This is a genomic window from Streptomyces sp. MBT53 (assembly GCF_016654115.1).
Taxonomy (GTDB): Bacteria; Actinomycetota; Actinomycetes; order Streptomycetales; family Streptomycetaceae; genus Streptomyces.
Map to the genome: position 1 here is coordinate 47,432 of NZ_JAEQAZ010000050.1, position 24,188 is coordinate 71,619.

Below are 24,188 nucleotides of genomic sequence, written 5' to 3' on the forward strand. Positions count from 1 at the left end.
CGACCCATGACCGCGTACGACTTCACTCGTCGCGAGGAACCCTGGGTCGTCATCGCTCCACAGGGCGACCAGTTGCTGGCTCGGCAACTGGTCGCCCTGGAGGAGAGGGGCGGGCTCGTCTTCCGCGTGCCCGCCGAGGAACTGGCCACGCCGGAAGGCGTTTTCGCCGCGTTTGCTCGGACGCTGGAGTTTCCCGGCTACTTCGGCCGCAACTGGGACGCGATGGTCGACTGCCTGGACGACCTGCACGGGTCCTGGCACGGCGGCAGGGGAATCGCGGTCGTCATCGACGACGCGGACCTCCTGCTCGAAGCCGATCACCTGCGCCTGTTCGTCTCCGTGCTGTGCCAGGCCGCCGCGCGAGCGAACAGCGCGGTGGACTCCGACGGCGACCCGTGGGACCGGCCGCATCGCCCAGCACTTCGCCTTCGTCTCCCGCACCGCGTCGACGGGAGACTTCGCTTCAAGGCTGACGGGCGATGACCTCCGGGTCGAGGTGGTCGGGCGATACGTGACCGTCTCACTCGACGAGTGACCAAGAACTTCGCCAACGGCGTCCAGCTGCCTAGAGCTTCTCGGGCGTCCTGATCCCCAGCAGCGCCATCCCCCGCTGCAACGTCCGAGCCGTCAAGTCCACCAGGAACAGACGATTTTCGACGACCTCCGGCGCGTTGTCCGGGGACAGCACGTGGCACTGGTCGTAGAACGTCGTGAGCGCGGACGCCAGTTGGTACAGGTACGCCGTCAGCTTGTGCGGGGCGTACTCCTTCGCCGCGTCCGCCACCACCTCGCTGAACTGGTCCAGGTGCAGGCCCAACGCCCGCTCCGCACCGGTCAGTTCCAGCTCCGGATGAGCCAGCGGCCGGGCCTCGCCGGCCTTGCGCAGGATCGACTGGATACGGGCGTACGCGTACTGCAGGTACACCGACGTGTCACCGCTCAGCGACACCATCTGGTCCAGGTCGAACTTGTAGTCCCGCACCGCGGACGTCGACAGGTCGGCGTACTTCACCGCGCCGATCCCGACGTACCGCCCGTTCTCGACGATCTCCTCCTCGGTCAGGCCCACCTTCTCGGCCTTCTCCCGGACGACCGCGGTCGCCCGCTGCACCGCCTCGTCGAGCAGATCCTCCAGCTTCACCGACACGCCCTCACGCGTCTTGAACGGCTTGCCGTCCTTGCCGAGGATCGTGCCGAACGCCAACTGGAACGCCGACACGTCGTCGTTGAGCCATTCGGCCCGCCGCGCGGTCTCGAAGACCATCTTGAAGTGCAGGGACTGCCGGACGTCGACCACGTACAGCAGGCTGGTCGCCTTGAGGTTGAAGACCCGGTCCCTGATCGCGGACAGGTCCGTCGCCGCGTAGCCGTAGCCGCCGTCGGACTTGCGGACGATCAGCGGGGTCCGGTTGCCGTCCGGGCCCTTGATGTCGTCGAAGAACACGCACAGCGCGCCGTCCGAGATCTCCGCGACGCCCAAGTCCTCCAGCATCCGGCAGGTCTCGTCCAGCATGTCGTTGTAACCCGACTCGCCGACGATGTCCGCGTCCCGGATCTCCATGTCCAGCTTCTCGAAGACGGAGAAGAAGTAGATCTTTGACTCGTCCACGAACTTCTGCCACGCGGCGAGGGTTTGCGGGTCTCCCGCCTGAAGGTCCACGACCCTGCGCCGGGCCCGCGTCTTGAACTCCTCGTCGGAGTCGAAGAGTTTGCGCGCCGCCTTGTAGAGCCGGTCGAGGTTCGACATCGCCTCCTCGCCGGTGACCTGCGCGTCGCCGTGGTCCAACTCGCCCGGGTGCTCGTCCAGATACTGGATCAGCATCCCGAACTGCGTTCCCCAGTCGCCGATGTGGTGCCGCCGGACCACCGACTCGCCGGTGAACTCCAGGAGTTGGACCAGCGCGTCACCGATCACCGCGGAACGGAGGTGACCTACGTGCATCTCCTTCGCCACGTTCGGCTGCGCGTAGTCGATGACGGTCGTGCCCGGGTGCTCGGCCACGGGCACGCCGAGGCGGTCCGCGTCCGCGTAGCGCGCCGCCAGGTTCTCGGTGATCGCCCTGTCGCCGACCGTGATGTTCAGGAAGCCGGGGCCTGAGACCTCGACGTCCTGGATCACATCGCCGGTCGTGATGTGCGAGACGACCTGCGTCGCCAGCTCCCGGGGGTTGGCCTTGGCCTTCTTGGCGAGGGCGAGGATGCCGTTCGCCTGGAAGTCGGCACGGTCACTCCGTCGCAGCAGGGGGTCCGCGTCCGCCTCCGGCAGGGTGGCCGAGAGGGCGTTCGCGAGGCGCTGGTGGACTAGGTCGGTGAGCGACGTGACCGGAGCCATGGGGTGAGAGCCGTTCTCCTCGTGGGTTTGGTAGACACGGTCAGTATCCCACGGGGGGTAAAGCGAGTTTCTCGCGTGCGGGCCGGTGGGGGCGGGTCGCGCAGTTCCCCGCGCCCCTAGGAGGCGGCTGCGCCGCCGTCCGGGGCTCGGCCCTTGTCGGCCGCGGGCCCGGTGGGGGCCGGTCGCGCAGTTCCCCGGCCCGCAGCCAAAACCCGCCACCCTCAGGGCCATTCCTCCGCTTCAGAGTCACGGCCTTGGAAAAGCCGTTTTCGTGGATGTCGGGTCGCCTGGGACAATGGCAGGGTCAGTCGTGCGACCGTACCGGCTGCCCGTGCAGAACTGTCAGAAAAAGAGGACGTGCCGATCGTGGCTCAGAGCACCGAGACCACCGACTGGGTCTCCCGTTTCGCGGATGAGGTCATCGAGGAGTCGGAGCGTCGGGCCCCGGGCAAACCGGTCGTCGTCGCGTCCGGGCTGTCCCCGTCAGGGCCCATCCACCTCGGCAATCTGCGTGAGGTGATGACTCCGCATCTTGTCGCCGATGAGATCCGCCGCCGGGGGCACGAGGTCCGGCACCTCATCTCCTGGGACGACTACGACCGCTACCGCAAGGTCCCCAACGGGGTCGAGGGGACCGACGCCAGCTGGGCCGAGCACATCGGCAAGCCGCTGACCTCCGTGCCGGCGCCCGCCGGATCGCCGTACCCGAACTGGGCCGAGCACTTCAAGGCCGCGATGATCGCCTCGCTCGCCGAGCTGGGCGTGGAGTTCGACGGGATCAGCCAGACCTCGCAGTACACCTCCGGCGTGTACCGCGAGCAGATCCTGCACGCCATGAAGCACCGCGGTGACATCGACGCCATCCTGGAGCAGTACCGCACCAAGAAGGCCCCGCCCAAGAAGCAGCAGCAGTCGCAGAAGGCTGTCGACGCCGCCGAGCTGGAGGCCGAGGCCGGGTCCGGTGCCGCCGAGGAGGACGACGGCAGCTCCGGCTCCGCCGGGTACTTCCCGTACAAGCCCTTCTGCGGCGCCTGCGGCAAGGACCTCACCACCGTCACGGCCTACGACGACGACACCACCGAGCTGACCTACGTCTGCACCGAGGACGCCTTCACCGAGACCGTCCTGCTGAGCGAGTTCAACCGCGGCAAGCTGGTCTGGAAGGTCGACTGGCCCATGCGCTGGGCCTACGAGGGCGTCATCTTCGAGCCGAGCGGTGTGGACCACTCGTCCCCGGGCTCGTCCTTCCAGGTCGGCGGGCAGATCGTCGGGATCTTCGGGGGCGAGCGGCCCATCGGGCCCATGTACGCCTTCGTCGGCATCAGCGGCATGGCCAAGATGTCCAGCAGCAAGGGCGGGGTCCCCACCCCGGCCGACGCGCTCCAGATCATGGAACCGCAGCTCCTGCGCTGGCTCTACGCCCGCCGCCGCCCCAACCAGTCCTTCAAGATCGCCTTCGACCAGGAGATCCAGCGCCTCTACGACGAGTGGGACAAGCTCGACGGCAAGGTCGCCGACGGCTCCGCCCTGCCCGCCGACGTCGCCGCGCACTCCCGTGCCGTACGCACCGCCGCCGGTGAACTCCCGCACACACCCCGCCCGTTGCCGTACCGGACCCTCGCGTCCGTCGCCGACATCACCGCCGGGGCCGAGGACCAGACACTGCGCATCCTCGGCGAACTCGACCCCGCCAACCCCCTGTCCACCCTCGACGAGGTCCGCCCCCGGCTCGACAAGGCCGAGGCCTGGATCAACACGCACGTCCCCGCCGACCAGCGGACCATCGTGCGCGACGAACCCGACATCGACCTCCTCAAGTCCCTCGACGAGCCCGCCCGGCAGTCCCTGCGCCTGCTCACCGACGGACTCGCCGACCACTGGTCCCTGGACGGCCTGAGCCACCTCGTCTACGGCGTCCCGAAGGTCCAGGCCGGCTTCTCCGCCGACGCGACCGCGAAGGAACTCCCGCCGGAGATCAAGACCGCCCAGCGGACCTTCTTCGCCCTCCTCTACCACCTGCTCGTCAGCCGCGACACCGGCCCGCGCCTGCCCACGCTGCTCCTCGCGGTGGGACAGGAGCGGGTGCGGGCCCTGCTCGGGGAGTAGAGCGACCGAAATGAGTGAGGGGCCCTCAGCCGAGGGCCCCTCACTCATTTCAGGCGATGTGGTCTTCCTGGAGTTCCGCCGTGTGGCGGTTCGTGAAGCGGTTGACCATGCGGTCGGCCTCGCGCTGCGGGAGCGTGACGCCGTACGTGGCCTCCACGTCACCCCGGAACTGGCCCGAGGTCGGATAACTGCCGTCTATCGACTTCTTGAAGACCAGGTAGTAGTCCTCCTCGGACAGCTCCGTACCGCCGCCCTCACCCAGCTCACGGGTACGGCCGGGACCGGCCGGGATCGGGAACGTACCGGTGTCCTCGGGCGACGGTTCCGGAACTGGCTCCTCGTCGTACTGCTGCGGGAACCGCCGCTGCTCGTACTGCTGCTGTTCCTGCTCGTACTGCTGGAACTGCTCCGCCTGCTGCTGCTCCGCGTACCACTCCCGGTACGCGGCGTCCGGGTCGTACGTCGGGTCGTAGCCGCCCTGGTACGCCACCGCCTGGGGGTCGCGCGCCTGGAGCCACTGACTCTGCGGCTCGACGTACTCCTGCTGCTGGGGCTGGCGCTGGGGCTGGCGCTGGGGCTGCTCGTTCACCGCGGGGGGCGGCAACTGCTCCCGGACCGGTGCCTGCTGCGGCTCCGGCTCGCGCGCCGGCTCCAACTGCGGGGCGGGGGGCAGCAGTACGGGCTCGATGCCCGCCGCCGCCAGACCCGAGGGAGCCGTCTCCGCGAGCGGGACGCCGTAGCGGGCCAGGCGCAGGGGCATCAGGGACTCCACCGGAGCCTTGCGGCGCCACGCGCGGCCGAAGCGGGAGTGGAGGCGCGCCTGATAGACGAGACGATCCTGCTCCAGCTTGATGACCTGCTCGTAGGAACGCAGCTCCCACAGCTTCATCCGGCGCCACAGAAGGAACGTCGGCAGGGGCGAGAGCAGCCAGCGGGTGAGGCGGACGCCCTCCATGTGCTTGTCGGCCGTGATGTCGGCGATCCGGCCGATCGCGTGCCGGGCCGCCTCCACGGAGACCACGAACAGGATCGGGATCACCGCGTGCATACCGACACCGAGCGGGTCGGGCCAGGCCGCGGCGCCGTTGAACGCGATCGTCGCGACCGTCAGCAGCCACGCCGTCTGGCGCAGCAGCGGGAAGGGAATCCTGATCCAGGTCAGGAGCAGGTCCAGGGCGAGCAGGACGCAGATACCCGCGTCGATACCGACCGGGAACACGTAGGCGAAGTTGCCGAAGCCCTTCTTCAGGGCGAGTTCGCGTACGGCGGCGTACGAACCGGCGAAGCCGATACCGGCGATGACCATCGCACCGGAGACGACCACGCCGATGAGCACCCGGTGCATACGTGTGAGCTGAATGGGCGCGGACACCCGTACTCCCCTCCCCTTGCATGGTCTTGCGCGGAACAGGGTGGCACATGTGTGCGGCGTCCCGGGCCCCGGTCCGCCAGGAGCCCGGCACCCAGGAGGGGCCGAGCTCCGTCAAAAGGCTTGGCTGACCTGCGAGTTGAGGCCGAAAAACGGTGTGGATGTGACGGTCAGCTCTTCTTGCCGGCGGAAGCCGAAGGAGAGGCCTTGGCCGCGGACTTGGACGGCGAGGCGGAGGGGGACGCGGACTTGGAGGGGGTCTTCGACGCGGACGCGGAGGGCGAGCCGGTGCTGCCGCTCCCGCTGCCATTGGCCGACGTGACCGCCGCCACGACCTCCTTCACGGCCTTCTCCGCCGCCTTCGTCAACGCGGCCGCGTCCGGCGTCTTGTCGCCCGCCAGACCCGCGCCGTTGTAGTCGATCGTGACGACCACGTTCTCGACCCGCGCCACCACCGTCTGCTGCTTGAAGGCGCCTTCCTTCTTCTTCAGGTCGTAGCGCACCGCCGTCGCCTGCGCGCCCGCACCCGCGACCGGCTCCGACTTGACGTTCTTCGCTCCGGTGACCGACTGCGCCTCCTGCACCTGCTTCGTGAAGTACGACGCGGCCAGCTGGTCGCCCTCACCCTGCGTCTGCGAGGAGTCGAACCGCAGCAACGACACGTTCAGCCAGCGGAACTGCGAACCCTTGACCCCGTTGTTGTCCAGGCTCGTCCAGGAGCAACTGCCCCGCGACGCCGTGTCGCTCGACGTCCCCTCCTTGCCCGACTTGACCCCCTCCGGGACCAGATCGGTCAACGTCTTCTTCGACAGCACCGCACACGGCTCCGGCAACTTCTTGTACGCCGCCGCCTGCACCGTCGGAGCGGCCGTCGCGTCGGCGGAGGTCGTCGCGCCGAGACCGCTCGGGTCCTTGCCCGCGTCGTCCCCCGAACCGGAGTCCGAGGAACAGCCGGCCGCGATCAGCATCACCGGGACCGCTGCCGCGCAGACAAGGACGCGGTGAAGACGCTTCGCTCGCTGGTGGTCCTGCCGGTCACGCTGTGCTGGTTGATGCATGGTTCCTTCACTCATGACGCTCGTGGTTCCTGCCGTCGGATCGGGTCCGAGGGGCCACGGTACGCGGTGAGCCAGCTGTGCGGTCTCCGTTCACAGGCTTTGAGCGGGCCCCCGAAAGCGGCCCCCCGAGCCCCTAACCGTTGAGCGAGTCGGCCAGTTGCGAGGCCAGTTTCCGCGCCCTGTCCTGCATCTTCTGGCTGTCCGGGACCACCCCGACCGTCGCCGCCTGCTCCTCGTACTCGATGGTCACAATGACGTTGGACGTGCGAAACACCACAGTCACCGTCCGCTGCTTGGCCGTCGAACCGGAGCTGCTCAACGCGTCGTCGAGGAACGCCTCGTCACCGAGATCGGAGAGCGTGCGGGGCTGGAGGGCGGTCGGGGTGGTGGAGGCGGAGGGGGAGACAGAGGAGGACGCGGAGGACGCGGAGGAGGAAGAGGTGGGGGTGGTCGAGGGAGTCGCGGAGTCGGAGGTCGAAGGGCTCGCCGAGTCCGACGCGGCGCCGGTACTGGCGGCAGGCTCCGGGAGATCCGCCGCCACCTCCTTCGTCGCGAAGATCGTCTTCGCCTCGCTGTCGTCGCTCACCGCGTTGTCGTACGACACCACCCGCTCGAAATCGACCAGCAGATGATCGGTCGCGTCCGTGGACTCCACCTTCCAACGGCAGCCCACCTTGCGGTCCGTGTCGAACGTCAGCGTCGCCTCGCCCGCGTAGGCCGCCGCGCGCTGGTCCGCGTCCGTGATCTGCTTGATTCCGGGGAGCAGGGAGTCCAGCGTGCTCTGGCCGACGGCACCGCAGGGCTCCGGAAGCGTGCGGTACTTGCCCGGCTGGGCCACCGCGGTCGCCGTACCGGCGTCGCCGGGGTTGGCGTCGTCCGTGGTACCGCCATCGCCCGAACCGCTCGTACAGCCGGCCAGCAGCGCCAGGAGGAGCGCGGCGGCGCCGGGTACGTATGCCTTCCGCTGCACGGTCGGGTTCCTCTCGACGACGATCAAGGGTCCTGGACGATGATCAAGGGTCCTGCCAGTGTCCCCGCTGGTTAATCGCTTGCCGCACCGGGGGACCCCCTGGAGACAATGTGTATCGCACGCACAGCCGTGAACGCCGGTCCGCTGTCCCTTTCGTTGACCTTGGCGCCGGTTTTGCGATTTTAGACTTCTGTTGTTTTCCGGGGGAATGAGGACGAAATGTCGTACGTAGAGATACCCGGGGCGAAGGTCCCCATCCGCATGTGGACCGACCCGGCGTCGGTCGAGGAGGGCGCGCTCCAGCAGCTCCGCAACGTGGCCACCCTCCCCTGGATCAAGGGCCTCGCCGTCATGCCCGACGTGCACTACGGCAAGGGCGCGACGGTCGGCTCGGTCATCGCGATGCAGGGCGCGGTCTGCCCCGCGGCGGTGGGCGTCGACATCGGCTGCGGCATGTCAGCGGTCAAGACCTCCCTCACGGCCAACGACCTCCCCGGCGACCTGTCCCGCCTGCGCTCGAAGATCGAGCAGGCGATTCCGGTGGGGCGGGGGATGCATGACAGTCCGGTGGAGCCTGGGCGGATGCACGGGTTCGCGACTGCGGGGTGGGACGACTTCTGGGGGCGGTTCGAGGGGGTTGCCGAATCGGTCAAATTCCGTCACGAGCGTGCGCAAAAGCAGATGGGAACGCTCGGATCCGGCAACCACATGATCGAATTCTGCCTCGATGAGACGGGTTCGGTCTGGCTCATGCTGCACTCCGGGTCCCGGAACATCGGCAAGGAACTGGCCGAGCACCACATCGGCGTGGCACAGAAGCTTGCGCACAACCAGGGGTTGGTCGACCGTGACCTCGCCGTCTTCGTTGCGGACACCCCGCAGATGGCGGCGTACAGGAACGACCTCTACTGGGCTCAGGAGTACGCCAAGCACAACCGGGCGATCATGATGGGACTCCTGAAGGACGTGGTCCGCAAGGAGTTCAAGAAGGCGAAGCCGACCTTCGAGACGGAGGTCAGTTGTCACCACAACTACGTTGCCGAGGAACGCTACGAGGGCATGGACCTGCTCGTGACCCGCAAGGGTGCGATCAGGGCCGGCTCCGGTGAGTACGGGATCATCCCGGGCTCGATGGGCAGCAGCTCGTACATCGTGAAGGGCCTCGGCAACGAGAAGGCCTTCAACTCGGCCTCGCACGGGGCGGGTCGGCGTATGAGCCGCAACGCGGCGAAGCGACACTTCACTGTGCGGGACCTGGAGGAGCAGACGCGGGGTGTGGAGTGCCGCAAGGACTCCGGCGTGCTGGACGAGATCCCGGGTGCCTACAAGAACATCGACCAGGTGATGGCGCAGCAGCGGGACCTCGTGGAGGTCGTGGCGAAGCTGAAGCAGTTCATCTGCGTGAAGGGCTGACGGGCGAGGCCCCCGGCTGACCGGGGGTCTCGCCCATCGAGTCACTCAGGGTTTGGCACGGGGACCTGGCCGGTTCGCAGGCGCCAACTGCGGAGATTGCAGCTCTGGGCGGTCCTGCCCAACTTCTCCGCCGCTGTCGATGGGCTGTTGAGTTCCAGCAGGACCCGGTCTTCCCACTCTTCCCAGCGGCGTGCGGTATAGGCGGCCCGCATGCCAGAAGGGCGTAGCCAGGTGGCGATCGACTGGGCGGCGGCACGCTTTCGTTCCAGGGACAGACAGTCGGGATAGTAGAGGTGGGCGGCCAGGCTCTGGCCCGGTTCCTTGACGTAGAGGGCGTTGTAGATGCTGTCGCGTGCGTTGCGTTTGACGTTGCGCTCGATACCTGTCACGTCCTTCGCGTACTGGCGCACCCAGTGTGCGATGGCCGTGCTGGCTGTGGTCAGGGAGACGAAGGGGAAGCCCTCGCTCGTGTGGCCCACTGAGCCGTCGGCGTCGATGAGGCCGCGCAAGTAGTCGCGGCGTGAGAACTCGCCGTGTGGCGGGACTATCGTCTTCGACTTACGGCCGTAAGGCAGGCCGAGTTCATTGACCTTGGTCCTGGCTTCGAGGGAGCACAGTCGCCAGGTCGCCGTGTGGTGAGACTCGGCGAAGTTCGTCGACCGCCTGCGCTCGGTGATGCTGCTGTTGTACGGCGTCAGTTTTTGGAACTCGCGCAGGAGATCGATGTTCCGCGCGTTGACCTCAACCGTCAGTCGCCCTCGCTGCCTTGACTGTTGGGACAGATGCCTGTCCGCCTGCAAGAACCCGAACATGTACGCGTACTCGGGGACTGTCAGGTCCATGAACCGTTGAGCGCTAGGCTCGCAATCAGCCACAGGGAAGCTCCACTTCCGTGCGGGTCAGGCCCTCGACCGGGATGCCCGTCCGGGTCGAGGGCCGTCGTGTTGATGTTGTGGCGCGAGCCTAGATCGACCGTTCGGGCGACGTGCTGGTGATCGATTCGGTTCACTCGTGTGGGTGACACCCGCCGCTCTGGGGACTCTCTGAGAGCGCTGTGAATTCGAGCCCTATTTCTGTGAATTCCAGCGACTGGCGCATTTCAATTGGTGTGCCGTTTGTGAAAGCATTGGTTGCGCGCGTTCCTTATTGCTGGCCTCGAATATCGCTGTGATGCTGCCTGGGTGTTTCGCCAAACCCACCCGCAGTGTCTCGGAGGACAGCACATGTCTGAGCGGTACCAGAATCAGAATCAGAGCGAGTTGAGTCGGCGGACCGTCGTGGCCGCCGGTGCGGCGACCGCACTCGCGGGGACCGTGGTCGGCGGTGCCGGCTCCGCGCAGGCCGCCACCAAGGCGGCGGCCGGGCTCAAGGTCGGTGCCGGAAAGGCCGCGTTCACCCCCGCGGCCTCGCTCCTGCCGTTGGACAACTTCACCGCCGTGCACGACGACCTCAACGTCCGTGTCCTGCTGGTGGAGTCCGGCTCCCGCCGGATCGCGTTGGCCGTGCTGGACCTGACCTCGATCAGCGCGGAGGCGATCGCGCTGATGCGGACCGCCATCACCGCGGCCGCCGGCGTCACCGCCGCGAACATCATGGTCACCGTCACGCACTGCTTCTCCGCGCCGCACGTCCAGGCGAGTTCGTCCTCGGCCGGTGCCGCCGCCTACGTGCAGAACATCGTCGCCGCGACCAAGTCCGCCGTCGCGGACGCCGTCAAGAACCTCCAGGACGCCGAGGTCGGCTACGGCACCGGCCGCTCCGACGTCAACGTCAACCGCAACGTCTCCACCGCCGACGGCTACTGGCTCGGCGTCAACGAGCAACTCCCCTCCGACAAGGGCGTGTACGTCGCCCGCTTCAACGACCTCGACGGCAACCCGATCGCCGTCCTGACCAACTACAACGTGCAGTCCTGCGTGATGCAGGACTCGGTCATGGCCGACGGCACCCTGCCGATCACCGCCGACCTCGCCGGCGCGGCCGTCGCGCACGTCGAGACCCAGTACCCCGGCGCCGTCGGCTTCTGGCTGGTCGGCGCGTGCGGCGACCAGTTCCCGGCCTACCGCTCGAAGCGGTACACGATCGACAAGGACAAGGGCTGGACCTACGGCGTCGATCTGCACGACGCCGGCTTCGCGCTGCTCACCGCCCAGGGCGAGCGGCTCGGCAACGAGATCGTGCGGGTCGCCCAGGGGATCAGCAAGTACGAGAGCGGCAGGAAGGTCGCGGTGCGGCTGGTCACCGATGACATCACCACCACGCAGGTGACCGGGCCGCAGGCCGGCGCGCCGACCAAGAGCGTCACCTTCACCCCCACCGGATCCGTCCAGGTGCCGATCTGGGTCCTCCAGGTCGGCAAGGGTGTCTTCGCCGGTGTGGAACCGGAGTTGTCCACGACCACCGCGAACGCCATCCGCGAGAATTCGTCGTTCTCCAGCACTTTTGTCATGTCGATGTTCGAGGGCGGCGCCAAGAACATGCCCGACAAATGGAATTTCGACCACGTCACCTACGAAGCGGTCGACGGTTTCTACATCCAGGGCACCGCGGAGAAGGCCGCCACCCGTATCGGGCGCATTATCAAGTCCCTGAACTGAGGTGTGGAAAATGACGACAAGGCGCGCTTTTTTAGCGCGGGTTGTGGGGGTGGGGACCACCGCAGCGGTCGCCGCGTCGGGCCTCGCGGCCTGTGACTCCAACAGCGACAGTGACAGCGGTGGTAGCGGTGGCGGCGGGCATGTGAAAGGCGCCACCGCCATCACCCAGGTCTACGGCGACGGGCAGAAGTTCATCGCCGTGGCCGTCGAGTACGACACCGCGATCGACACGTCCGCGCTCACGAAGACGTCGTTCACCGTCGAGGGGCGGACCGTCACCAAGGTCTACGCCAACACCGGCGCGGCCCTCGCCGACCAGGGCAAGGACGGGCCGTACGTCATCGTGGAGCTTTCCCCGGACGACGACGGCGCGTTGTTGTGGGGAGGTGTGGGCGGGGGTGGAGGCGCGGCGGGGAGCGCGCAGCCGTCGGCGTCCGCCTCCGCCTCCGCCTCCGCCTCCGGAAGCCCCTATGTCATCCCCGGCCCCCAGGTCGGCTCGACCGGCGGCCCTGCCACCATCAGGGCGGCGAAGGGCACCGTGGTCCAGTCCGGCGCCGTCACGACGACCGGCGGCACCCGCTATGCCGCCGCCGACGACACCAAGGTCGCCACCGGCCACACCGTGAACCTGATCGTCGACGACTTCCAGCAGTTCACGTACAAGGACCCGAAGACCGGCAGGTCACTGCCGTACAACCTCTACGTCCCCGAGGGCTACGACCGGACCGAGTCCTATCCGCTGGTCCTCTTCATGCATGACGCGAGCCTGATCAGTACGACCGTGCGGGCGACGCTGGTGCAGGGGCTCGGCGCGGTGTGCTGGGCCGCTCCCGAGGAGCAGGCGGAGCGGCCGGCGTTCGTGCTGGCGCCGCAGTACCCGGAGGTGGTCGTGGGCGACGACTACAGGCCGACGTCGCTCTTCGACACCACCGCCGACCTGGTCCGGGAGTTGGCGGGCAAGTACAGCATCGACACCGAACGGCTGTACTCCACCGGCCAGTCGATGGGGGCGATGATGACCCTCGGCCTGAACATCAAGTACACCGACCTCTTCGCCGCTTCGTGGGTCGTCGCCGGCCAGTGGCCCGCCGCCCAGGCCGCGCCGCTGGCGAAGAAGAACCTCTGGGTCACCGTCTCGCAGGGCGACACGAAGGCGTATCCCGGGGAGAACGCCATCATGGCCGTCGTCGAGAAGGCCGGTACGAAGGTGAGCCGCGCGATCTGGGACGGGCAGTCCACGGCGGCGGAGTTCGCCGCGGACGTCAAGGCCATGGCGGCCAAGGGCACCACGGTCAACTACGCGACGTTCAAGAAGGGTTCGACCCTGGCCGGAGGCCTGGCCAACGCGCACGGCGTCGAGCACAACTCCACCTGGCCGATCGCGTACACCATCGAGGGCGTCCGGGAGTGGATCTTCCAGCAGCGCAAATAGGCCCCCCGGCCAGGGCAGTTGGTCCGGTTCAGCCGCCGAGGCGCTTCTCCATCAGCGTCACCGCGTACGGGCTCCCCGCCCCGCCGTCCTTCGCCCGCTGTTCGCCTACGACGGTGTAGCCCGCCGACTCGTAGTAGGCGCGCAGGCGGGGGTTGGCGGAGAGGCAGTCGAGGCGGGCGTACGGGCGGCCCGTCGCGGTGATACGGGACTCCGCCTGCGCGAGCAGCCGGCGTCCCGTGCCCGGCGGTGCCGTGTGCGGGGTCGTCATCAGGCGGTGGACGTAACCGGCGTCGGGCGGGCGCGGGCCCCAGGCGGCGGGGTCGTTCCACCAGAGTTCGCAGGCGCCGGCCAGGGACTCGTCGGCGTACGCCAGCCACACCTCGCCTTCCCGCACGCGCCGCAGGAAGTGGGCCTCGTCCTTCTCGCCCGGCTTCCACTGGTCGATGCCCCGGGCGAGTTGCCACAGGGCCGCGCTGTCCCGGAGGCGGACGAGCGCGACGGCGTCCGCCGCGACGGCCTTGCGATAGGTCAACTCCGGCCAGACGGTGGGCTGTTCCTCGAGCAGCTTGTCACGCAGGGTGGTTGAGAGGGCCGACGCGTCGAGGGACAGAGCTTTGGTCACATAGCCCTCGACCGAGCCGTAGCGACTGGTCAGTCCGGCGAGGAACAGGCGCATGACGGCTGCCGGGGCATGGCCCCAGGCCGGCCAGACCGGGCTACGGTCGCCGTTGCGGGCCCGCCAGGCCGACAGGAGTGCGGGGGTGGCGAGTTCGGTGAGGGTGAAGTCCTCGACGATCGTCTCCTCGGGGACGCCGAGCAGGCCGAGGACCAAGGCCGCGAGCAGGCCGGTGCGGTCCTTGCCGGACGCGCAGTGGAAGACGAGCGGGGTGTCCTGCTCGGCCGCCGCCGCGATCAGTTCCAGGGCCCGTGCGATCTCCTCCGTGCCGTCCTCGGCGACCTCCGCGTACCGCTCCGCCAGGTACGGCCCGGGTTCGGTGTCGGGGGTCAACACCGCCTGGTCGTAAGGCCGATGCTCGATGCTCAGGTTGTGGTACGTGAACGACTCGTGCTCCGGGATACGACCCCTGCGCTCGATCTCCCAGGGGTAGCGGAGGTCGATCACCGTGCCGATGCCGAGGTCGAGGAAGCGGGTCCAGGCGTCGGTGTTTTCGCTCAACTTGCCCAGGGAGTCGGCCCGGTAGAGGAGCCCGGGGCGGACGCGGCGGCCGTCCGGGGTCGGATAGCCGCCCAGGTCACGGAAGTTGGGGAGGTCGTCGAAGGGGAGGTGTCTGTCCACGGACGGTGACTTTATGTGGTGGCCGGGACCCTATCCGGCCGTGGCGGGTCGGCGGAACGCGTCGGCGTGACGTGCGCACCAGTCCGCGAACGTCCGGGGCCTGCGGCCGAGCAGGCGCTCCACGGTGTCCGTCCGCACTCCGACGGTGTCGGCGCGCATCAGCGCGAAGCCCTCGGTGACGGCGGCGGCCAGTGCCGGGGGAGCGCCGTGCGGGAAGCGGAACCGTACGATCTCGTCCGGTGTGGTGGTGGCCCTGACCTCGATGGTGCGGCCGACGGTCTCGGAGATGATCCGGACCTGCTCGGCGACGGTGAAGGTCTCGTCGCCGGTGAGGACGTACTCCTCGTCCTCCTCCGCGTGGCCGGTCAGGACGTGGGCGGCGACCGCGGCGATGTCGGCGGGGTCGATCGGCGCGTAGCGGCCGGGGCCGACCGGGTCGAGGACGTAGTCGCCGGCGTGGATGGTGGGCAGCCAGTCGAGGGCGTTGGTCATGAAGCCGCCGGGCCGGAGGAAGGTGGCGGGGATGCCGGCGGCGCGGATGATCCGCTCGCGCTCGTGGTGCCAGCGGCCCATGGCGGGGACCGGGTCGAGCAGGACGTGGGCGGAGGACAGGTGCACGATGTGCCGCACTCCGGCCGCGCGGGCGGCGGCCACCACCGCGGTGGTGTGCTCGGTGCCGATGCCCTGGGTGAGCAGGAACAGCTTGTCCACGCCGGTGAGGGCGGGGGTGAGGGTGTCGGGGTTCCCGAAGTCTCCTACGGCGAGTTCGGCGCGGTCGGACGGGGGCAGTCCGGCGGCTCGTGCGCGGGCGGGGTCGCGGACGAGGAGTCGTAACTTCTCGTCCCTGGCGTCGAGTTCGCGGGCGAGGGCGCGGCCGATGTTTCCGGTGGCACCGGTGACCAGTATCATTGCGGCTCCCAAAGTCGTTTGCCGTCTAATGAGTTCGCGAGAACGCTAGCCGGTGAATGATTAGCCGTCAATCGACTTGCCGGGTCCACCCGGCAACGCCCGTGTCGTCTGTCATGGAAGGCCGCCATGTCCGAGTTCCTGGACCTGCACGGCAGGACGTCGAAGGTGCTCCGCTCGCTCGCCGACGCGGCCATGCGGCGGCACGGGCTGCACGTCGGCCAGAACCACCTGCTCGCCGTGCTCTGGGAACGCGACGGCGCCACACCCGGCGAGGTCGCCGCCGCGCTGCACGTCACCACGCCCACCGTCGTCAAGATGGCCGACCGGATGACCGCGTCCGGGCTGCTCACCCGACGCCGCGACGACCGGGACAACCGGCTCGTCCGGCTCTGGCTCACCGACGCGGGGCGCGCGCTGCGCGAACCGGTCGAGGCGGAACGGCAGTTGATCGAGGAGCGGGTCACCGCGGACCTCACCGAGGCCGAACGCGCGGCCCTGCTCAGCGCCTTGAGGAAGGTCCACCGCTCGGCGAGCGAGTTCTTGAACGAGCCGGTCGACCACACCGACTCGGCGTGAAGAGCCGGCGCTACTTGTTCGGCGCGTGCGTCACCGCGTAGATCATCACGAACGCGACGATGTGGATGCCGAAGAGGAAGTAGGCGAGGAAGTACCAGACCTTGCGCTCGTTCCTGGTCTCCTCGGCCAACCGGCGCTTGTCCAGGGCCTCTTGGGAGTTGTCCGAATTGCCCTCCGCGTCGGGCATCACAGCTCCCGGTGGACCTTGGTGTTCGAGGCCTGGGCGCGCGGGCGGACGACGAGCAGGTCGATGTTGACGTGGCTGGGGCGGGTGACCGCCCAGGAGATCGTGTCGGCCACGTCGTCCGCCGTGAGCGGCTCGGCGACGCCCGCGTAGACCTTCGCCGCCTTCTCCGCGTCCCCGCCGAACCGGGTCAGCGCGAACTCGTCCGTCTTGACCATGCCGGGCGCGACCTCGATGACCCGGACCGGGGTGCCGACGATCTCCAGACGCAGCGTCTCGGCGAGGACGTGAGCGCCGTGCTTGGCGGCGACATAGCCCGCGCCGCCCTCGTACGTGCCGTGGCCCGCCGTGGAGGAGACCACCACGACCGTGCCGTCGCCGCTCGCGGTGAGGGCGGGGAGCAGGGCCTGGGTGACGTTCAGCGTGCCGAGGACGTTCGTCTCGTACATCGTGCGCCAGTCGGCGGGGTCGCCCGTCGCGACCGGGTCGGCGCCGAGCGCGCCGCCCGCGTTGTTGATCAGCACGCCGATCGTCTTGAAGGCGGTCGCGAACTCGTCGACCGCGGCCCGGTCGGTGACGTCCAGCTCGTACGCCGTCGCCTTGTGGCCCGCCTTGTTGATCTCCTCGGCCAGCGCCTCGATGCGGTCCTTGCGGCGGGCGGTGAGGACGACGCGGTAGCCGGCCGCGGCGAGCCGGCGGGCCGTGGCGGCGCCGATGCCGCCGCTCGCCCCGGTGACGACCGCGATACGGGAGGCGGCGGACGGTGCGGCGGTGGCCATGGACTGCTCCTCGGGAGGGATCAACTGGTTCGTGCGTACGACTCCACGCGTACGACTCCGTCCAGGATAGGCGGGCCCGGTGGCGGCTCAGTTTCCGCGCGGTGCCCACATGATCACGGCCATCCCGGCCAGGCAGACCAGGGCGCCGGTGATGTCCCAGCGGTCGGGCCGGTAGCCGTCCGCGACCGCGCCCCAGGCCAGTGACCCTGCGACGAAGATCCCGCCGTACGCCGCGAGGATGCGGCCGAAGTGGGCGTCGGGCTGGAAGGTGGCGACGAAGCCGTACGCGCCGAGGGCCATGACCCCGCCGGCGGCCCAGAGCCAGCCGCGGTGTTCGCGCACCCCCTGCCAGACCAGCCAGGCGCCGCCGATCTCGAAGACGGCGGCGACGACGAAGAGGGCCGCGGAGCGAAGTACGAGCATGACCGCCACCCCATCACACGGGTGCCGCCCGCTCGCACGGGTGTCACCTGATGGACGGCGCCTGTCGCGTGCTCCGCGTGGGATACATCCGTACGACCCCGGCGGTGGTGCACGGGCGTACAGAGGAGTGGATGGCATGCGGGAAGTCGTACGGGTACTGCGGGTCCTACGGGTCGGTGCCGTAGTGGGTGCCGCGTTCGCGGTGACGGGCGCGGCGCCCGGTGTGCCGGCACCTGAGGCGGACCTCTCCTACCACGGCTCCGTCGCCATGACCGGCGGCCGGGTCGACGTGCGGTTCACCCCGCGCAACCACGGCCCCTCCGCCGTCCCCGACGCGACCGTACGGCTGCGCTGGTCGAAGCCGCTCGCCAACCGGCAGACGCTGCCGGAGGGGTGTGCGCGGTCGGGGGAGCGGGCGGTGGTGTGCCGGACGGGGGCGCTCGCGGCGGACGAGGTGGGCGAGCGGATCGAGCTGCGGGCAGTGCTGCGGGACGCGTCCTCCGAGGTGCTGCTGGAGCTGGACACGGTGTGGGGCGGCGGCGCGGTGGACGGGAACCGGGCCAACGACCAGCAGCGGGTGCTCGTCCTCGACACCGGTGACAGCTACTACTTCTGAGCCACGCCCGTAGTACCCCTGAGCCACTTGGCCGAGCTCGTCGTACGATCTCGATCTCCGCACGGCACAGGCGACGAGGGGTACGACATGTCCGGGAACGCGCGGGCGCGGCTGCTGGACGAGTTGTCCACCGTCTCGCGCCGGTACATGGCGTCGTACGCCCTGTTCAACCAGGCCGTCGCCGACCGCCTCGGGCTGCACCCCACCGATCTGCAGTGTCTGAACCTGCTCACGCTGGAGGCGGGGCCGGTGACGACGGGCCGGATCGCCGAGCTGACCGGGCTGACGACCGGGTCGGCGACCCGGCTCGTGGACCGGCTGGAGCGGGCGGGGTACGTCGTGCGGGAGCGGGACGCCGAGGACCGGCGGCGGGTGCTGGTGGCCACCGTCCCGGAGAAGATCACCGAGTTCGGCCGGATGTGGAACCGCCTGGGCGGCGGCTGGTTCACGCTCTTCGACGACCTCGCCGACGCCGAACTCGCCGTGATCGTCGGGCACATGAGACGGACGGTCGAGTTCAGCGGCAAGCAGATCGCGCGGCTGCGGGCGGGCGAGGTCTAGGGCCTGTCCGGCGGAGGGAGCCTAGGCCGTCGCCACGCCGAGCAGGCGGAGGACGGCCAGGACCCGGCGGTGGTCGGCGTCGGCCCTGGGCAGGTCGAGCTTGGTGAAGACGCTGTTGATGTGCTTGGCCACCGCGCTCTCGCCGACCACGAGTTCGGCCGCGATCCCGGCGTTGGACCGGCCGCCCGCCATCAGCTCCAGCACCTCGCGCTCGCGCGGTGTCAGCCGGTCGAGCGGATCGCTGTGGCGGCGTACCAGCAGTTGCGCGACGACCTGCGGGTCCAGCGCGGTGCCGCCCGCCGCCACCCTGCGGGCCGACTCCGCGAACTCCTCGACGTCGGCGATCCGTTGCTTGAGCAGGTAGCCGACGCCGGACGTGGTGGTGGCGAGCAGAGCACCCACGGGGAGGGGAACGAGACGATGCGTCAACTGGTGGCGGAGACACGGGAGTTCACGGTCGGAGGCGTGGGGCGTGGAGTGCGTTCCGCTCGGGGGCCCCGTCCGGCCGCCGCCGCCGGGCTCACGGCTGATCGGCCGGGTCGGATGGCTGCTGGGCGGCTGCTGGGCGGCTGCGGGTTCGCTCTGCTGCTCTGGCTGTACGTGCTGGCGACGGGGCTGCCGGACACCGCGACGGCGGCGCACTGGCCGGTCGCCTGGGTGGGTCTCGACGCGCTGGAGGCGGCCGGTCTGATCGCCGTCGGCGTCCTCGCCGCGGCGGCGGCGATGGCGCTGGGAGCCGAACTGCCGCTGGCCGCGCTGTGCGTGTGGCTCGCGCTCCGGGCGCCGGGCCGGCCGCGTCGTCACTCGTCCCCGTCGTAGCGCCCCCGCGCCTCGTGGACCTCCTCGATGTGGGTCTCCGCCCAGTCCTTCACAGCGAGCAGCAGCATGCTCAGGCTGGTGCCGAGCGGGGTGAGTTCGTAGTCGACGCGGACCGGGACGGACGGGGTGACCGTGCGGGAGAGGATGCCGTCGCGTTCCAGTGAACGGAGCGTCTGCGTCAGCATCTTGGGGCTGACGCCGGCGATCTTGCGGGCGAGGTCGCTGTAGCGCATCGGGCCCGGGGCCAGGGCGGCGACGACCAGGCTGACCCACTTGTCGCTGATGCGGTCCAGCAGCTGGTTGGTGGGGCAGCTGCGGATGAACGCGTCGTACTCGACACGTGCCTGTTCGCGCCGCTGGGCCGCTGTCATGGTCGCCATGGGCCGTGGCCTCCGTTCACTTCCACTCACTTGCGGGGTAGGTACGCACCTTCGGGTAACTACTTCCCGATGGATAGTAACTCTTCCTAGGGTTGTCGACAGCTGAGGAGATACCGAAGCGAACACCCCATACGAGGAGCTGTCCGGCATGCGTGCTGCAGTGGTGACGACGTTCGGCGGGCCCGACGCGGTTCGGGTCGTGGAGACGGAAATTCCCGAGCCGGGCGCCCGGCAGGTGCGGATCAAGGTCGCGGCGGCCTCGCTCAACCCGGTGGACGCCGGAGTGCGCGCGGGCGCGTTCGGGGGCGCGGGCGAGCGGCTCGGATTCGGCTGGGACGTAGCCGGGACGGTGGACGCGACCGGCACCGCCACCGCGTGGCGGATCGGCGACGAAGTGGTCGCCCTGCACCACCGCGCGGTCAAGCCGCTGGGCACGCACGCCGAGTACGTCGTCGTCGACACGGACGCCGTGGCGAAGGCACCGCAGGGCGTGGACGCGGTGCACGCCGCCACCCTCCCGCTGAACGCACTCACCGCCGTACAGGCCCTGGACCTCCTGGAGTTGACGCCGGGTCAGACGCTGTTGGTGACCGGTGCGGCGGGAGCTGTCGGCGGCTTCGCCGTCCAACTCGCCGCGCAGCGCGGGTTGTTGGTGACCGGGCTCGCCCGGGCCGGTGACGAGGAGTTCGTACGGGCCCTGGGCGCCGCCGAGTTCACGAGCGAGGGCGTGCCTGCGGGGAGCGTCGACGCGGTGCTGGACGCGGCGGTCCTCGGCGAACGGGCGCTGGCGTGGGTCCGGGACGGGGGCGCCTTCACCGGGGTGATTCCGCGGGCCGCGCCGGCCCCGGAGCGCGGGGTGCGGACCGGCGCGGTGGAGGTGAGCGCGGACGGCGCCCGGCTCGCCGAACTGGTCGCCCTGGTGGAGAAGGGCGTACTGACGCTGCGGGTGGCGGACACGTACCCCCTGGCGGACGCGGCCGGGGCGCACGCACGACTCGCGGAGGGCGGGGTGCGGGGGCGGCTGGTCCTGGTGCCGTAGGGGATTCGGTCCCCACGGGCCCACGACTCCTCGGCCTCCCGGCACCCGCCTCCCTCGGCTTTCGGTTGCCTTGGCACGGGGTTCCCTCGGCGTCTGGCCCATATGGCACCGAACCGCTTTGGCGCCCGGCCCTCCTCGGCTTCCGGTCCCATTGGCGCCCGGCCGTTCGGGCACCTGGCCCTCCTCGGCGTCCGGACCCGTCGGCGCCCGGCTCTTCGGGCGCCTGGCCTTCTTGGCGTCTGGTCTCCCTCGGCTTTCGGTTGCCTTGGCACGGGGTTCCTTCGGCGCCTGGCTCATGTGGCACCGGATCGCTTTGGCGCCCGGCCCTCCTCGGCTTCCGGACCCGTTGGCGCCCGGCCGTTCGGGCGCCCGGCCTTCTTGGCGTCTGGTCTCCCTCGGTTTTCGGTTGCCTTGGCACGGGGTTCCCTCGGCGCCTGGCCCATGTGGCACCGGATCGCTTTGGCGCCCGGCCCTCCTCGGCTTCCGGACCCGTCGGCGCCCGGCCCTTCGGGCACCTGGCCCTCTTGGCGTCTGGCCTCCCTGGCTTTCGGTTGCCTTGGTGCTGGGCCGTCTGTCGTCTGGCTCACTCGGCGCCTCGTCTCCTTGGATCCGGTCCTGTCGGTGCCCGGTCCTGGGCTTCCGGCCCCCTTGATGCCGGGACCTCCTCGGCTTTCGGCAGCCCTCGGTTCCTGACGCCTTGGGGGCTGGCTCCCCTTGGCATCCGGCCCCCTCTGCCCCTGTCCCCGAGCTGCCCCTAAGGGAAGGCTCCACCCCGCGTCTCCACCCGGATTTCCACCCGTGGGTCCGGGAGCTTTTCCGGCTTCGGCGGGAGAGTCGGTCTCAGGAAAACGCGTGGCGGGGCGACCGCCGGAGACCGAGGAGTGGGACGTCATGACGGACATGGAGCAGGCGCTGACGATCAGCGGGGGCATCTTCGCGGTGATGATGCTGACGCAGTACGGGCGCCGGAAGTACGACCTCCACAAGGTGCTGATGCCGATCGGCACGGTGTCCGCGGTCGGCTACTTCTATCTGAAGGGGATGCCCAGCCAGGACGTCGACATCGTGGTCTATCTGGTGGGCGCAGCGATCGGGCTCGCCTGCGGTGTCGTCGCCACCTTCACCACCGGCGTGGAGCGCGACCCGGCCTCGGGCAAGGTCCACACCCGCTGCGGCGCGGGCTTCGTGGCGATCTGGACGGCGGTGGTCGGCCTGCGCATCGCCTTCATCTACCTCGCCGAGCACAACACCTGGTTCCGCGACCACCTCGGCACGTTCATGGCGGAGCACCACATAGTCCAGGACGCCATCGCACCGTTCTTCGTCATCATGGCGCTGGCCATGGTCCTCACCCGGGTGTTCCTGCTCCTGGCCCGTGTGCGCCTCCTGGCGCCGGCCGGAGCCCAGGGGCAGGCCCTCACCCAGGGGTCTTCACCAGTCCGTGGATGAACGCGTACTTCACGGCATGCGCCCGGTCCCGCAGATGAGCCTTGGAGAAGAGGTTGTTGATATGGGTCTTCACCGTGGCCTCGCTCACCACCAGTCGCTCGGCGATGCCCCGGTTGGTGAGCCCCTCGCCGATCAGCGTGAGCACCTCCACCTCCCGGGGCGTGAGGTCCGGCGCGAGTCCGGTGCCCGGCCGCTCGACAGGGGCACCGCCCCGCGCCGCGGCGGCGACGAGCCGATCCCGTACGGCGGGGTCGAGCACCGACTGCCCGGCCGCCGCGGCCCGCACCGCGCGGGTGATGTCCTCCCGTCCGGACTCCTTGGTCAGGTAACCGCGGGCGCCGGCGCCGAGCGCGGCGAGGATGTACTCCTCGTCGGCGAAGGTGGTGAGCACCACGACGGCGACCCCGGGGAAGCGTTCGCCGATCAGCCGGGTGGCCTCCACCCCGTCCACCCGGGGCATGTTGAGATCCATCAGGATCACATCGGGTGCGTGCTCCTCGGCCGCGCGCACGGCCTCCCCGCCGTCCCTGGCCGTCGCCACGACCTCCACACCGGACTGCAGATCCAGTACGGTCGCCAGCGCCTCACGGACCGCGGTCTGGTCGTCGGCCACAACCACCCTGACAACAGGCGGCTGTTCACCCCGCCGCTCGTCGCTCATCCCGGTATCACCACGCGCACTCGCCAGCCTCCACTGTCGTCACCGTCCACGATCGGCCCGGCCGCCACCGTGCCGCCCACCAGGTCGAGCCGCTCACGCATCCCGACCAGACCCATCCCGCTCCCCGCCCCGGCCAACGGCCGCGAGCCCTCCGGCGGCGCGGAGTTCACCACCTCGAAGACGGTCGCCTCAGCCGGCTCTTCCGCATACTCCAGGCGCATCCGGACCGGGGCACCCGGCGCGTACTTGTGCGCGTTGGTCAGCGCCTCCTGGGCGCAGCGCACGATCACCTGGGCGAGGCGGACGGGCAGTTCACGCGGCGGCCCCTCGACGGTCAGCGTACCGGCGTCGGAGGCGGACGCGAGCAGCGAGCGCAGGGTCTCCACCAGCGGCAGCGCGTCCTCGCGCAGGTCCCCGACCGTGCGCTGCACCTCGGTCAGCCCCGAGCGGACCAGACTCTGCGCCCGCTGGGCCGCCTGCCGGGCCCGTTCGATGTCACCGGACTCCAACAGGGCGTCGGTGACCTCCAGTTGCATGTTCACCCCGGCCAGCGAGTGGGCCAGTACGTCGTGCACGTCCCGGGCGATCCGGGCCCGCTCGGCCAGCGCCTGCGCCCGCGCCTCGGCCCGCGCGGCCAGCTCCGCCTGTTCGGCGGCGGCCCGCGCGGAGCGCAACGCGTCGGTGTGGGCGCGGTTGGAGATACCGACCAGCACACTGACACCGGTGAAGGCGCCCACGATCCACGAGGTGCCGTGGGCGCCCCACGGAAGCAACAGCACACCGGCGCACAGGGCGCTGGTGGCCGCCGCGAAGGGCAGTGAGCGGCGGCTGTCGAGGCGGTATCCGGCGTGGCCGGTGGCGAAGTACGCGAACAGCACCGAGGCCCCGGAGCGGTCCAGGCCCATCAGCGCGGCGGCCCCCGCAGACCAGGCGCACAGCACCGCGAGCTGCACACCCGGTGAGAAGCGGCCTTCGGTGACGAGCCGGGTGCACAGCAGCAGAGACACCAGGACGAGCAGACACAGCACGGCGAGCCCGGTACCGGACGTCCCGGTCGGGCGTACGGTGACCGCGCCGACAGTGACGGCGGCCGCGGTGCCGAAGACCTGGACGGGGTTGTTGTCCGCGGTGGACCAGCGGACCAGGGCCTGAGTTCGGTTCACTGCGGCTCTCCTCCCACTCTGGTCCGGCTCTCTTCCCGCTGCCGTCCGGCCGCTG

General features: G+C 69.7%; 24 protein-coding genes and 1 pseudogene. 11 read left to right on the forward strand and 14 right to left on the reverse strand.

Going from position 1 to position 24,188, the window contains the following annotated elements:
- Positions 1-6 precede the first annotated feature (6 nt).
- The gene (locus JHN45_RS20370) at positions 7-483 is read left to right on the forward strand and encodes a barstar family protein (RefSeq protein WP_201049946.1); all 477 of its coding nucleotides are present in this window, start codon (positions 7-9) and stop codon (positions 481-483) included.
- An 82-nt stretch (positions 484-565) separates the two neighbouring features.
- Here JHN45_RS20370 and argS read toward each other — a convergent pair whose 3' ends face one another.
- Entirely contained in the window at positions 566-2,332 is a 1,767-nt protein-coding gene (argS, locus tag JHN45_RS20375) for an arginine--tRNA ligase (protein WP_201049931.1), read from the reverse strand.
- A 357-nt stretch (positions 2,333-2,689) separates the two neighbouring features.
- On the opposite strand from argS, the gene lysS reads away from it, so the two are divergent.
- Entirely contained in the window at positions 2,690-4,438 is a 1,749-nt protein-coding gene (gene lysS / locus JHN45_RS20380; RefSeq protein ID WP_201049932.1) for a lysine--tRNA ligase, read from the forward strand.
- Positions 4,439-4,487: 49 nt separating this feature from the next.
- On the opposite strand, the gene JHN45_RS20385 is transcribed toward lysS, so the two are convergent.
- The 3 genes from JHN45_RS20385 to JHN45_RS20395 form a co-directional block, all read right to left on the reverse strand.
- Entirely contained in the window at positions 4,488-5,783 is a 1,296-nt protein-coding gene (locus JHN45_RS20385) for a DUF2637 domain-containing protein (protein WP_200715621.1), read from the reverse strand.
- Between the two features lie 194 nt (positions 5,784-5,977).
- A complete protein-coding gene (locus JHN45_RS20390; RefSeq protein WP_234469323.1) occupies positions 5,978-6,865 on the reverse strand; it encodes a DUF3558 domain-containing protein in 888 nt (295 codons plus the stop codon).
- A 133-nt stretch (positions 6,866-6,998) separates the two neighbouring features.
- A complete protein-coding gene (locus JHN45_RS20395) occupies positions 6,999-7,835 on the reverse strand; it encodes a DUF3558 domain-containing protein (protein WP_200715617.1) in 837 nt (278 codons plus the stop codon).
- A gap of 219 nt (positions 7,836-8,054) precedes the next feature.
- On the opposite strand from JHN45_RS20395, the gene JHN45_RS20400 reads away from it, so the two are divergent.
- On the forward strand, positions 8,055-9,248 hold the full coding sequence (locus JHN45_RS20400) for an RtcB family protein (protein WP_201049933.1): 1,194 nt from the start codon (positions 8,055-8,057) through the stop codon (positions 9,246-9,248).
- 41 nt (positions 9,249-9,289) lie between these two features.
- Here JHN45_RS20400 and JHN45_RS20405 read toward each other — a convergent pair whose 3' ends face one another.
- Complete coding sequence (locus JHN45_RS20405; RefSeq protein WP_201049934.1) at positions 9,290-10,090, reverse strand: LAGLIDADG family homing endonuclease; 801 nt, start codon at positions 10,088-10,090, stop codon at positions 9,290-9,292.
- Between the two features lie 381 nt (positions 10,091-10,471).
- Between JHN45_RS20405 and JHN45_RS20410 the strand changes: the two genes are divergently transcribed.
- Positions 10,472-11,845 (forward strand): hypothetical protein, encoded by a 1,374-nt coding sequence (locus tag JHN45_RS20410; protein ID WP_201049935.1) that lies wholly within the window; start codon positions 10,472-10,474, stop codon positions 11,843-11,845.
- A gap of 49 nt (positions 11,846-11,894) precedes the next feature.
- A complete protein-coding gene (locus JHN45_RS20415; protein ID WP_307783145.1) occupies positions 11,895-13,277 on the forward strand; it encodes a hypothetical protein in 1,383 nt (460 codons plus the stop codon).
- Between the two features lie 28 nt (positions 13,278-13,305).
- On the opposite strand, the gene JHN45_RS20420 is transcribed toward JHN45_RS20415, so the two are convergent.
- Both JHN45_RS20420 and JHN45_RS20425 read right to left on the reverse strand, forming a co-directional pair.
- Positions 13,306-14,574 (reverse strand): GNAT family N-acetyltransferase, encoded by a 1,269-nt coding sequence (locus JHN45_RS20420; protein WP_200713896.1) that lies wholly within the window; start codon positions 14,572-14,574, stop codon positions 13,306-13,308.
- A 30-nt stretch (positions 14,575-14,604) separates the two neighbouring features.
- A complete protein-coding gene (locus JHN45_RS20425) occupies positions 14,605-15,483 on the reverse strand; it encodes an NmrA family NAD(P)-binding protein (RefSeq protein WP_200713897.1) in 879 nt (292 codons plus the stop codon).
- A gap of 126 nt (positions 15,484-15,609) precedes the next feature.
- On the opposite strand from JHN45_RS20425, the gene JHN45_RS20430 reads away from it, so the two are divergent.
- Entirely contained in the window at positions 15,610-16,059 is a 450-nt protein-coding gene (locus tag JHN45_RS20430) for a MarR family winged helix-turn-helix transcriptional regulator (RefSeq protein WP_200713898.1), read from the forward strand.
- 10 nt (positions 16,060-16,069) lie between these two features.
- On the opposite strand, the gene JHN45_RS20435 is transcribed toward JHN45_RS20430, so the two are convergent.
- The 3 genes from JHN45_RS20435 to JHN45_RS20445 form a co-directional block, all read right to left on the reverse strand.
- Positions 16,070-16,246: a hypothetical protein gene (locus JHN45_RS20435; RefSeq protein WP_201049936.1), complete on the reverse strand. Its 177-nt coding sequence runs from the start codon at positions 16,244-16,246 to the stop codon at positions 16,070-16,072.
- On the reverse strand, positions 16,246-17,022 hold the full coding sequence (locus tag JHN45_RS20440) for an SDR family NAD(P)-dependent oxidoreductase (protein ID WP_201049937.1): 777 nt from the start codon (positions 17,020-17,022) through the stop codon (positions 16,246-16,248). Before JHN45_RS20440 ends, JHN45_RS20435 begins: the two co-directional genes overlap by 1 nt.
- Positions 17,023-17,109: 87 nt before the next feature.
- On the reverse strand, positions 17,110-17,445 hold the full coding sequence (locus tag JHN45_RS20445) for a YnfA family protein (protein ID WP_201049938.1): 336 nt from the start codon (positions 17,443-17,445) through the stop codon (positions 17,110-17,112).
- Positions 17,446-17,581: 136 nt separating this feature from the next.
- On the opposite strand from JHN45_RS20445, the gene JHN45_RS20450 reads away from it, so the two are divergent.
- Both JHN45_RS20450 and JHN45_RS20455 read left to right on the forward strand, forming a co-directional pair.
- Positions 17,582-18,061 carry a hypothetical protein gene (locus JHN45_RS20450; protein ID WP_200713902.1) on the forward strand — a complete coding sequence of 160 codons (480 nt, stop codon included), beginning with the start codon at positions 17,582-17,584 and terminating at the stop codon, positions 18,059-18,061.
- Positions 18,062-18,148: 87 nt separating this feature from the next.
- Complete coding sequence (locus JHN45_RS20455) at positions 18,149-18,622, forward strand: MarR family winged helix-turn-helix transcriptional regulator (protein ID WP_200713903.1); 474 nt, start codon at positions 18,149-18,151, stop codon at positions 18,620-18,622.
- 21 nt (positions 18,623-18,643) lie between these two features.
- On the opposite strand, the pseudogene JHN45_RS20460 reads toward JHN45_RS20455, so the two are convergent.
- Positions 18,644-19,015 (reverse strand): annotated as a pseudogene (locus JHN45_RS20460) (response regulator transcription factor); the annotation flags it as partial.
- Between the two features lie 150 nt (positions 19,016-19,165).
- On the opposite strand from JHN45_RS20460, the gene JHN45_RS20465 reads away from it, so the two are divergent.
- Complete coding sequence (locus JHN45_RS20465; protein ID WP_307783146.1) at positions 19,166-19,441, forward strand: hypothetical protein; 276 nt, start codon at positions 19,166-19,168, stop codon at positions 19,439-19,441.
- On the opposite strand, the gene JHN45_RS20470 is transcribed toward JHN45_RS20465, so the two are convergent.
- Positions 19,423-19,821: a helix-turn-helix domain-containing protein gene (locus JHN45_RS20470; RefSeq protein ID WP_200713904.1), complete on the reverse strand. Its 399-nt coding sequence runs from the start codon at positions 19,819-19,821 to the stop codon at positions 19,423-19,425. The genes JHN45_RS20465 and JHN45_RS20470 overlap by 19 nt on opposite strands.
- A 148-nt stretch (positions 19,822-19,969) precedes the next feature.
- Between JHN45_RS20470 and JHN45_RS20475 the strand changes: the two genes are divergently transcribed.
- Both JHN45_RS20475 and JHN45_RS20480 read left to right on the forward strand, forming a co-directional pair.
- Positions 19,970-20,860, forward strand: coding sequence for an NADP-dependent oxidoreductase (locus JHN45_RS20475; protein ID WP_201049939.1), 891 nt, complete (start codon positions 19,970-19,972; stop codon positions 20,858-20,860).
- Between the two features lie 852 nt (positions 20,861-21,712).
- Entirely contained in the window at positions 21,713-22,309 is a 597-nt protein-coding gene (locus JHN45_RS20480) for a hypothetical protein (RefSeq protein WP_307783147.1), read from the forward strand.
- Here JHN45_RS20480 and JHN45_RS20485 read toward each other — a convergent pair.
- Both JHN45_RS20485 and JHN45_RS20490 read right to left on the reverse strand, forming a co-directional pair.
- Positions 22,278-22,970 (reverse strand): response regulator transcription factor, encoded by a 693-nt coding sequence (locus JHN45_RS20485; protein ID WP_200713906.1) that lies wholly within the window; start codon positions 22,968-22,970, stop codon positions 22,278-22,280. The two genes, JHN45_RS20480 and JHN45_RS20485, sit on opposite strands and share 32 nt — an antisense overlap.
- Positions 22,967-24,133, reverse strand: a complete 1,167-nt coding sequence (locus JHN45_RS20490; RefSeq protein WP_201049940.1) for a sensor histidine kinase — start codon at positions 24,131-24,133, stop codon at positions 22,967-22,969. Before JHN45_RS20490 ends, JHN45_RS20485 begins: the two co-directional genes overlap by 4 nt.
- Positions 24,134-24,188: the final 55 nt, after the last annotated feature.

Bases quoted from the DNA above. Each gene is read 5' to 3' on its own strand.
- JHN45_RS20370 (WP_201049946.1), top strand. From the start codon at position 7: ATGACCGCGTACGACTTCACTCGTCGCGAGGAACCCTGGGTCGTCATC.
- argS (WP_201049931.1), bottom strand. From the start codon at position 2,332: ATGGCTCCGGTCACGTCGCTCACCGACCTAGTCCACCAGCGCCTCGCG.
- JHN45_RS20385 (WP_200715621.1), bottom strand. From the start codon at position 5,783: ATGCACCGGGTGCTCATCGGCGTGGTCGTCTCCGGTGCGATGGTCATC.
- JHN45_RS20390 (WP_234469323.1), bottom strand. From the start codon at position 6,865: ATGCATCAACCAGCACAGCGTGACCGGCAGGACCACCAGCGAGCGAAG.
- JHN45_RS20400 (WP_201049933.1), top strand. From the start codon at position 8,055: ATGTCGTACGTAGAGATACCCGGGGCGAAGGTCCCCATCCGCATGTGG.
- JHN45_RS20405 (WP_201049934.1), bottom strand. From the start codon at position 10,090: ATGGACCTGACAGTCCCCGAGTACGCGTACATGTTCGGGTTCTTGCAG.
- JHN45_RS20410 (WP_201049935.1), top strand. From the start codon at position 10,472: ATGTCTGAGCGGTACCAGAATCAGAATCAGAGCGAGTTGAGTCGGCGG.
- JHN45_RS20425 (WP_200713897.1), bottom strand. From the start codon at position 15,483: ATGATACTGGTCACCGGTGCCACCGGAAACATCGGCCGCGCCCTCGCC.
- JHN45_RS20430 (WP_200713898.1), top strand. From the start codon at position 15,610: ATGTCCGAGTTCCTGGACCTGCACGGCAGGACGTCGAAGGTGCTCCGC.
- JHN45_RS20435 (WP_201049936.1), bottom strand. From the start codon at position 16,246: ATGCCCGACGCGGAGGGCAATTCGGACAACTCCCAAGAGGCCCTGGAC.
- JHN45_RS20440 (WP_201049937.1), bottom strand. From the start codon at position 17,022: ATGGCCACCGCCGCACCGTCCGCCGCCTCCCGTATCGCGGTCGTCACC.
- JHN45_RS20445 (WP_201049938.1), bottom strand. From the start codon at position 17,445: ATGCTCGTACTTCGCTCCGCGGCCCTCTTCGTCGTCGCCGCCGTCTTC.
- JHN45_RS20450 (WP_200713902.1), top strand. From the start codon at position 17,582: ATGCGGGAAGTCGTACGGGTACTGCGGGTCCTACGGGTCGGTGCCGTA.
- JHN45_RS20455 (WP_200713903.1), top strand. From the start codon at position 18,149: ATGTCCGGGAACGCGCGGGCGCGGCTGCTGGACGAGTTGTCCACCGTC.
- JHN45_RS20465 (WP_307783146.1), top strand. From the start codon at position 19,166: ATGGCTGCTGGGCGGCTGCTGGGCGGCTGCGGGTTCGCTCTGCTGCTC.
- JHN45_RS20470 (WP_200713904.1), bottom strand. From the start codon at position 19,821: ATGGCGACCATGACAGCGGCCCAGCGGCGCGAACAGGCACGTGTCGAG.
- JHN45_RS20475 (WP_201049939.1), top strand. From the start codon at position 19,970: ATGCGTGCTGCAGTGGTGACGACGTTCGGCGGGCCCGACGCGGTTCGG.
- JHN45_RS20485 (WP_200713906.1), bottom strand. From the start codon at position 22,970: ATGAGCGACGAGCGGCGGGGTGAACAGCCGCCTGTTGTCAGGGTGGTT.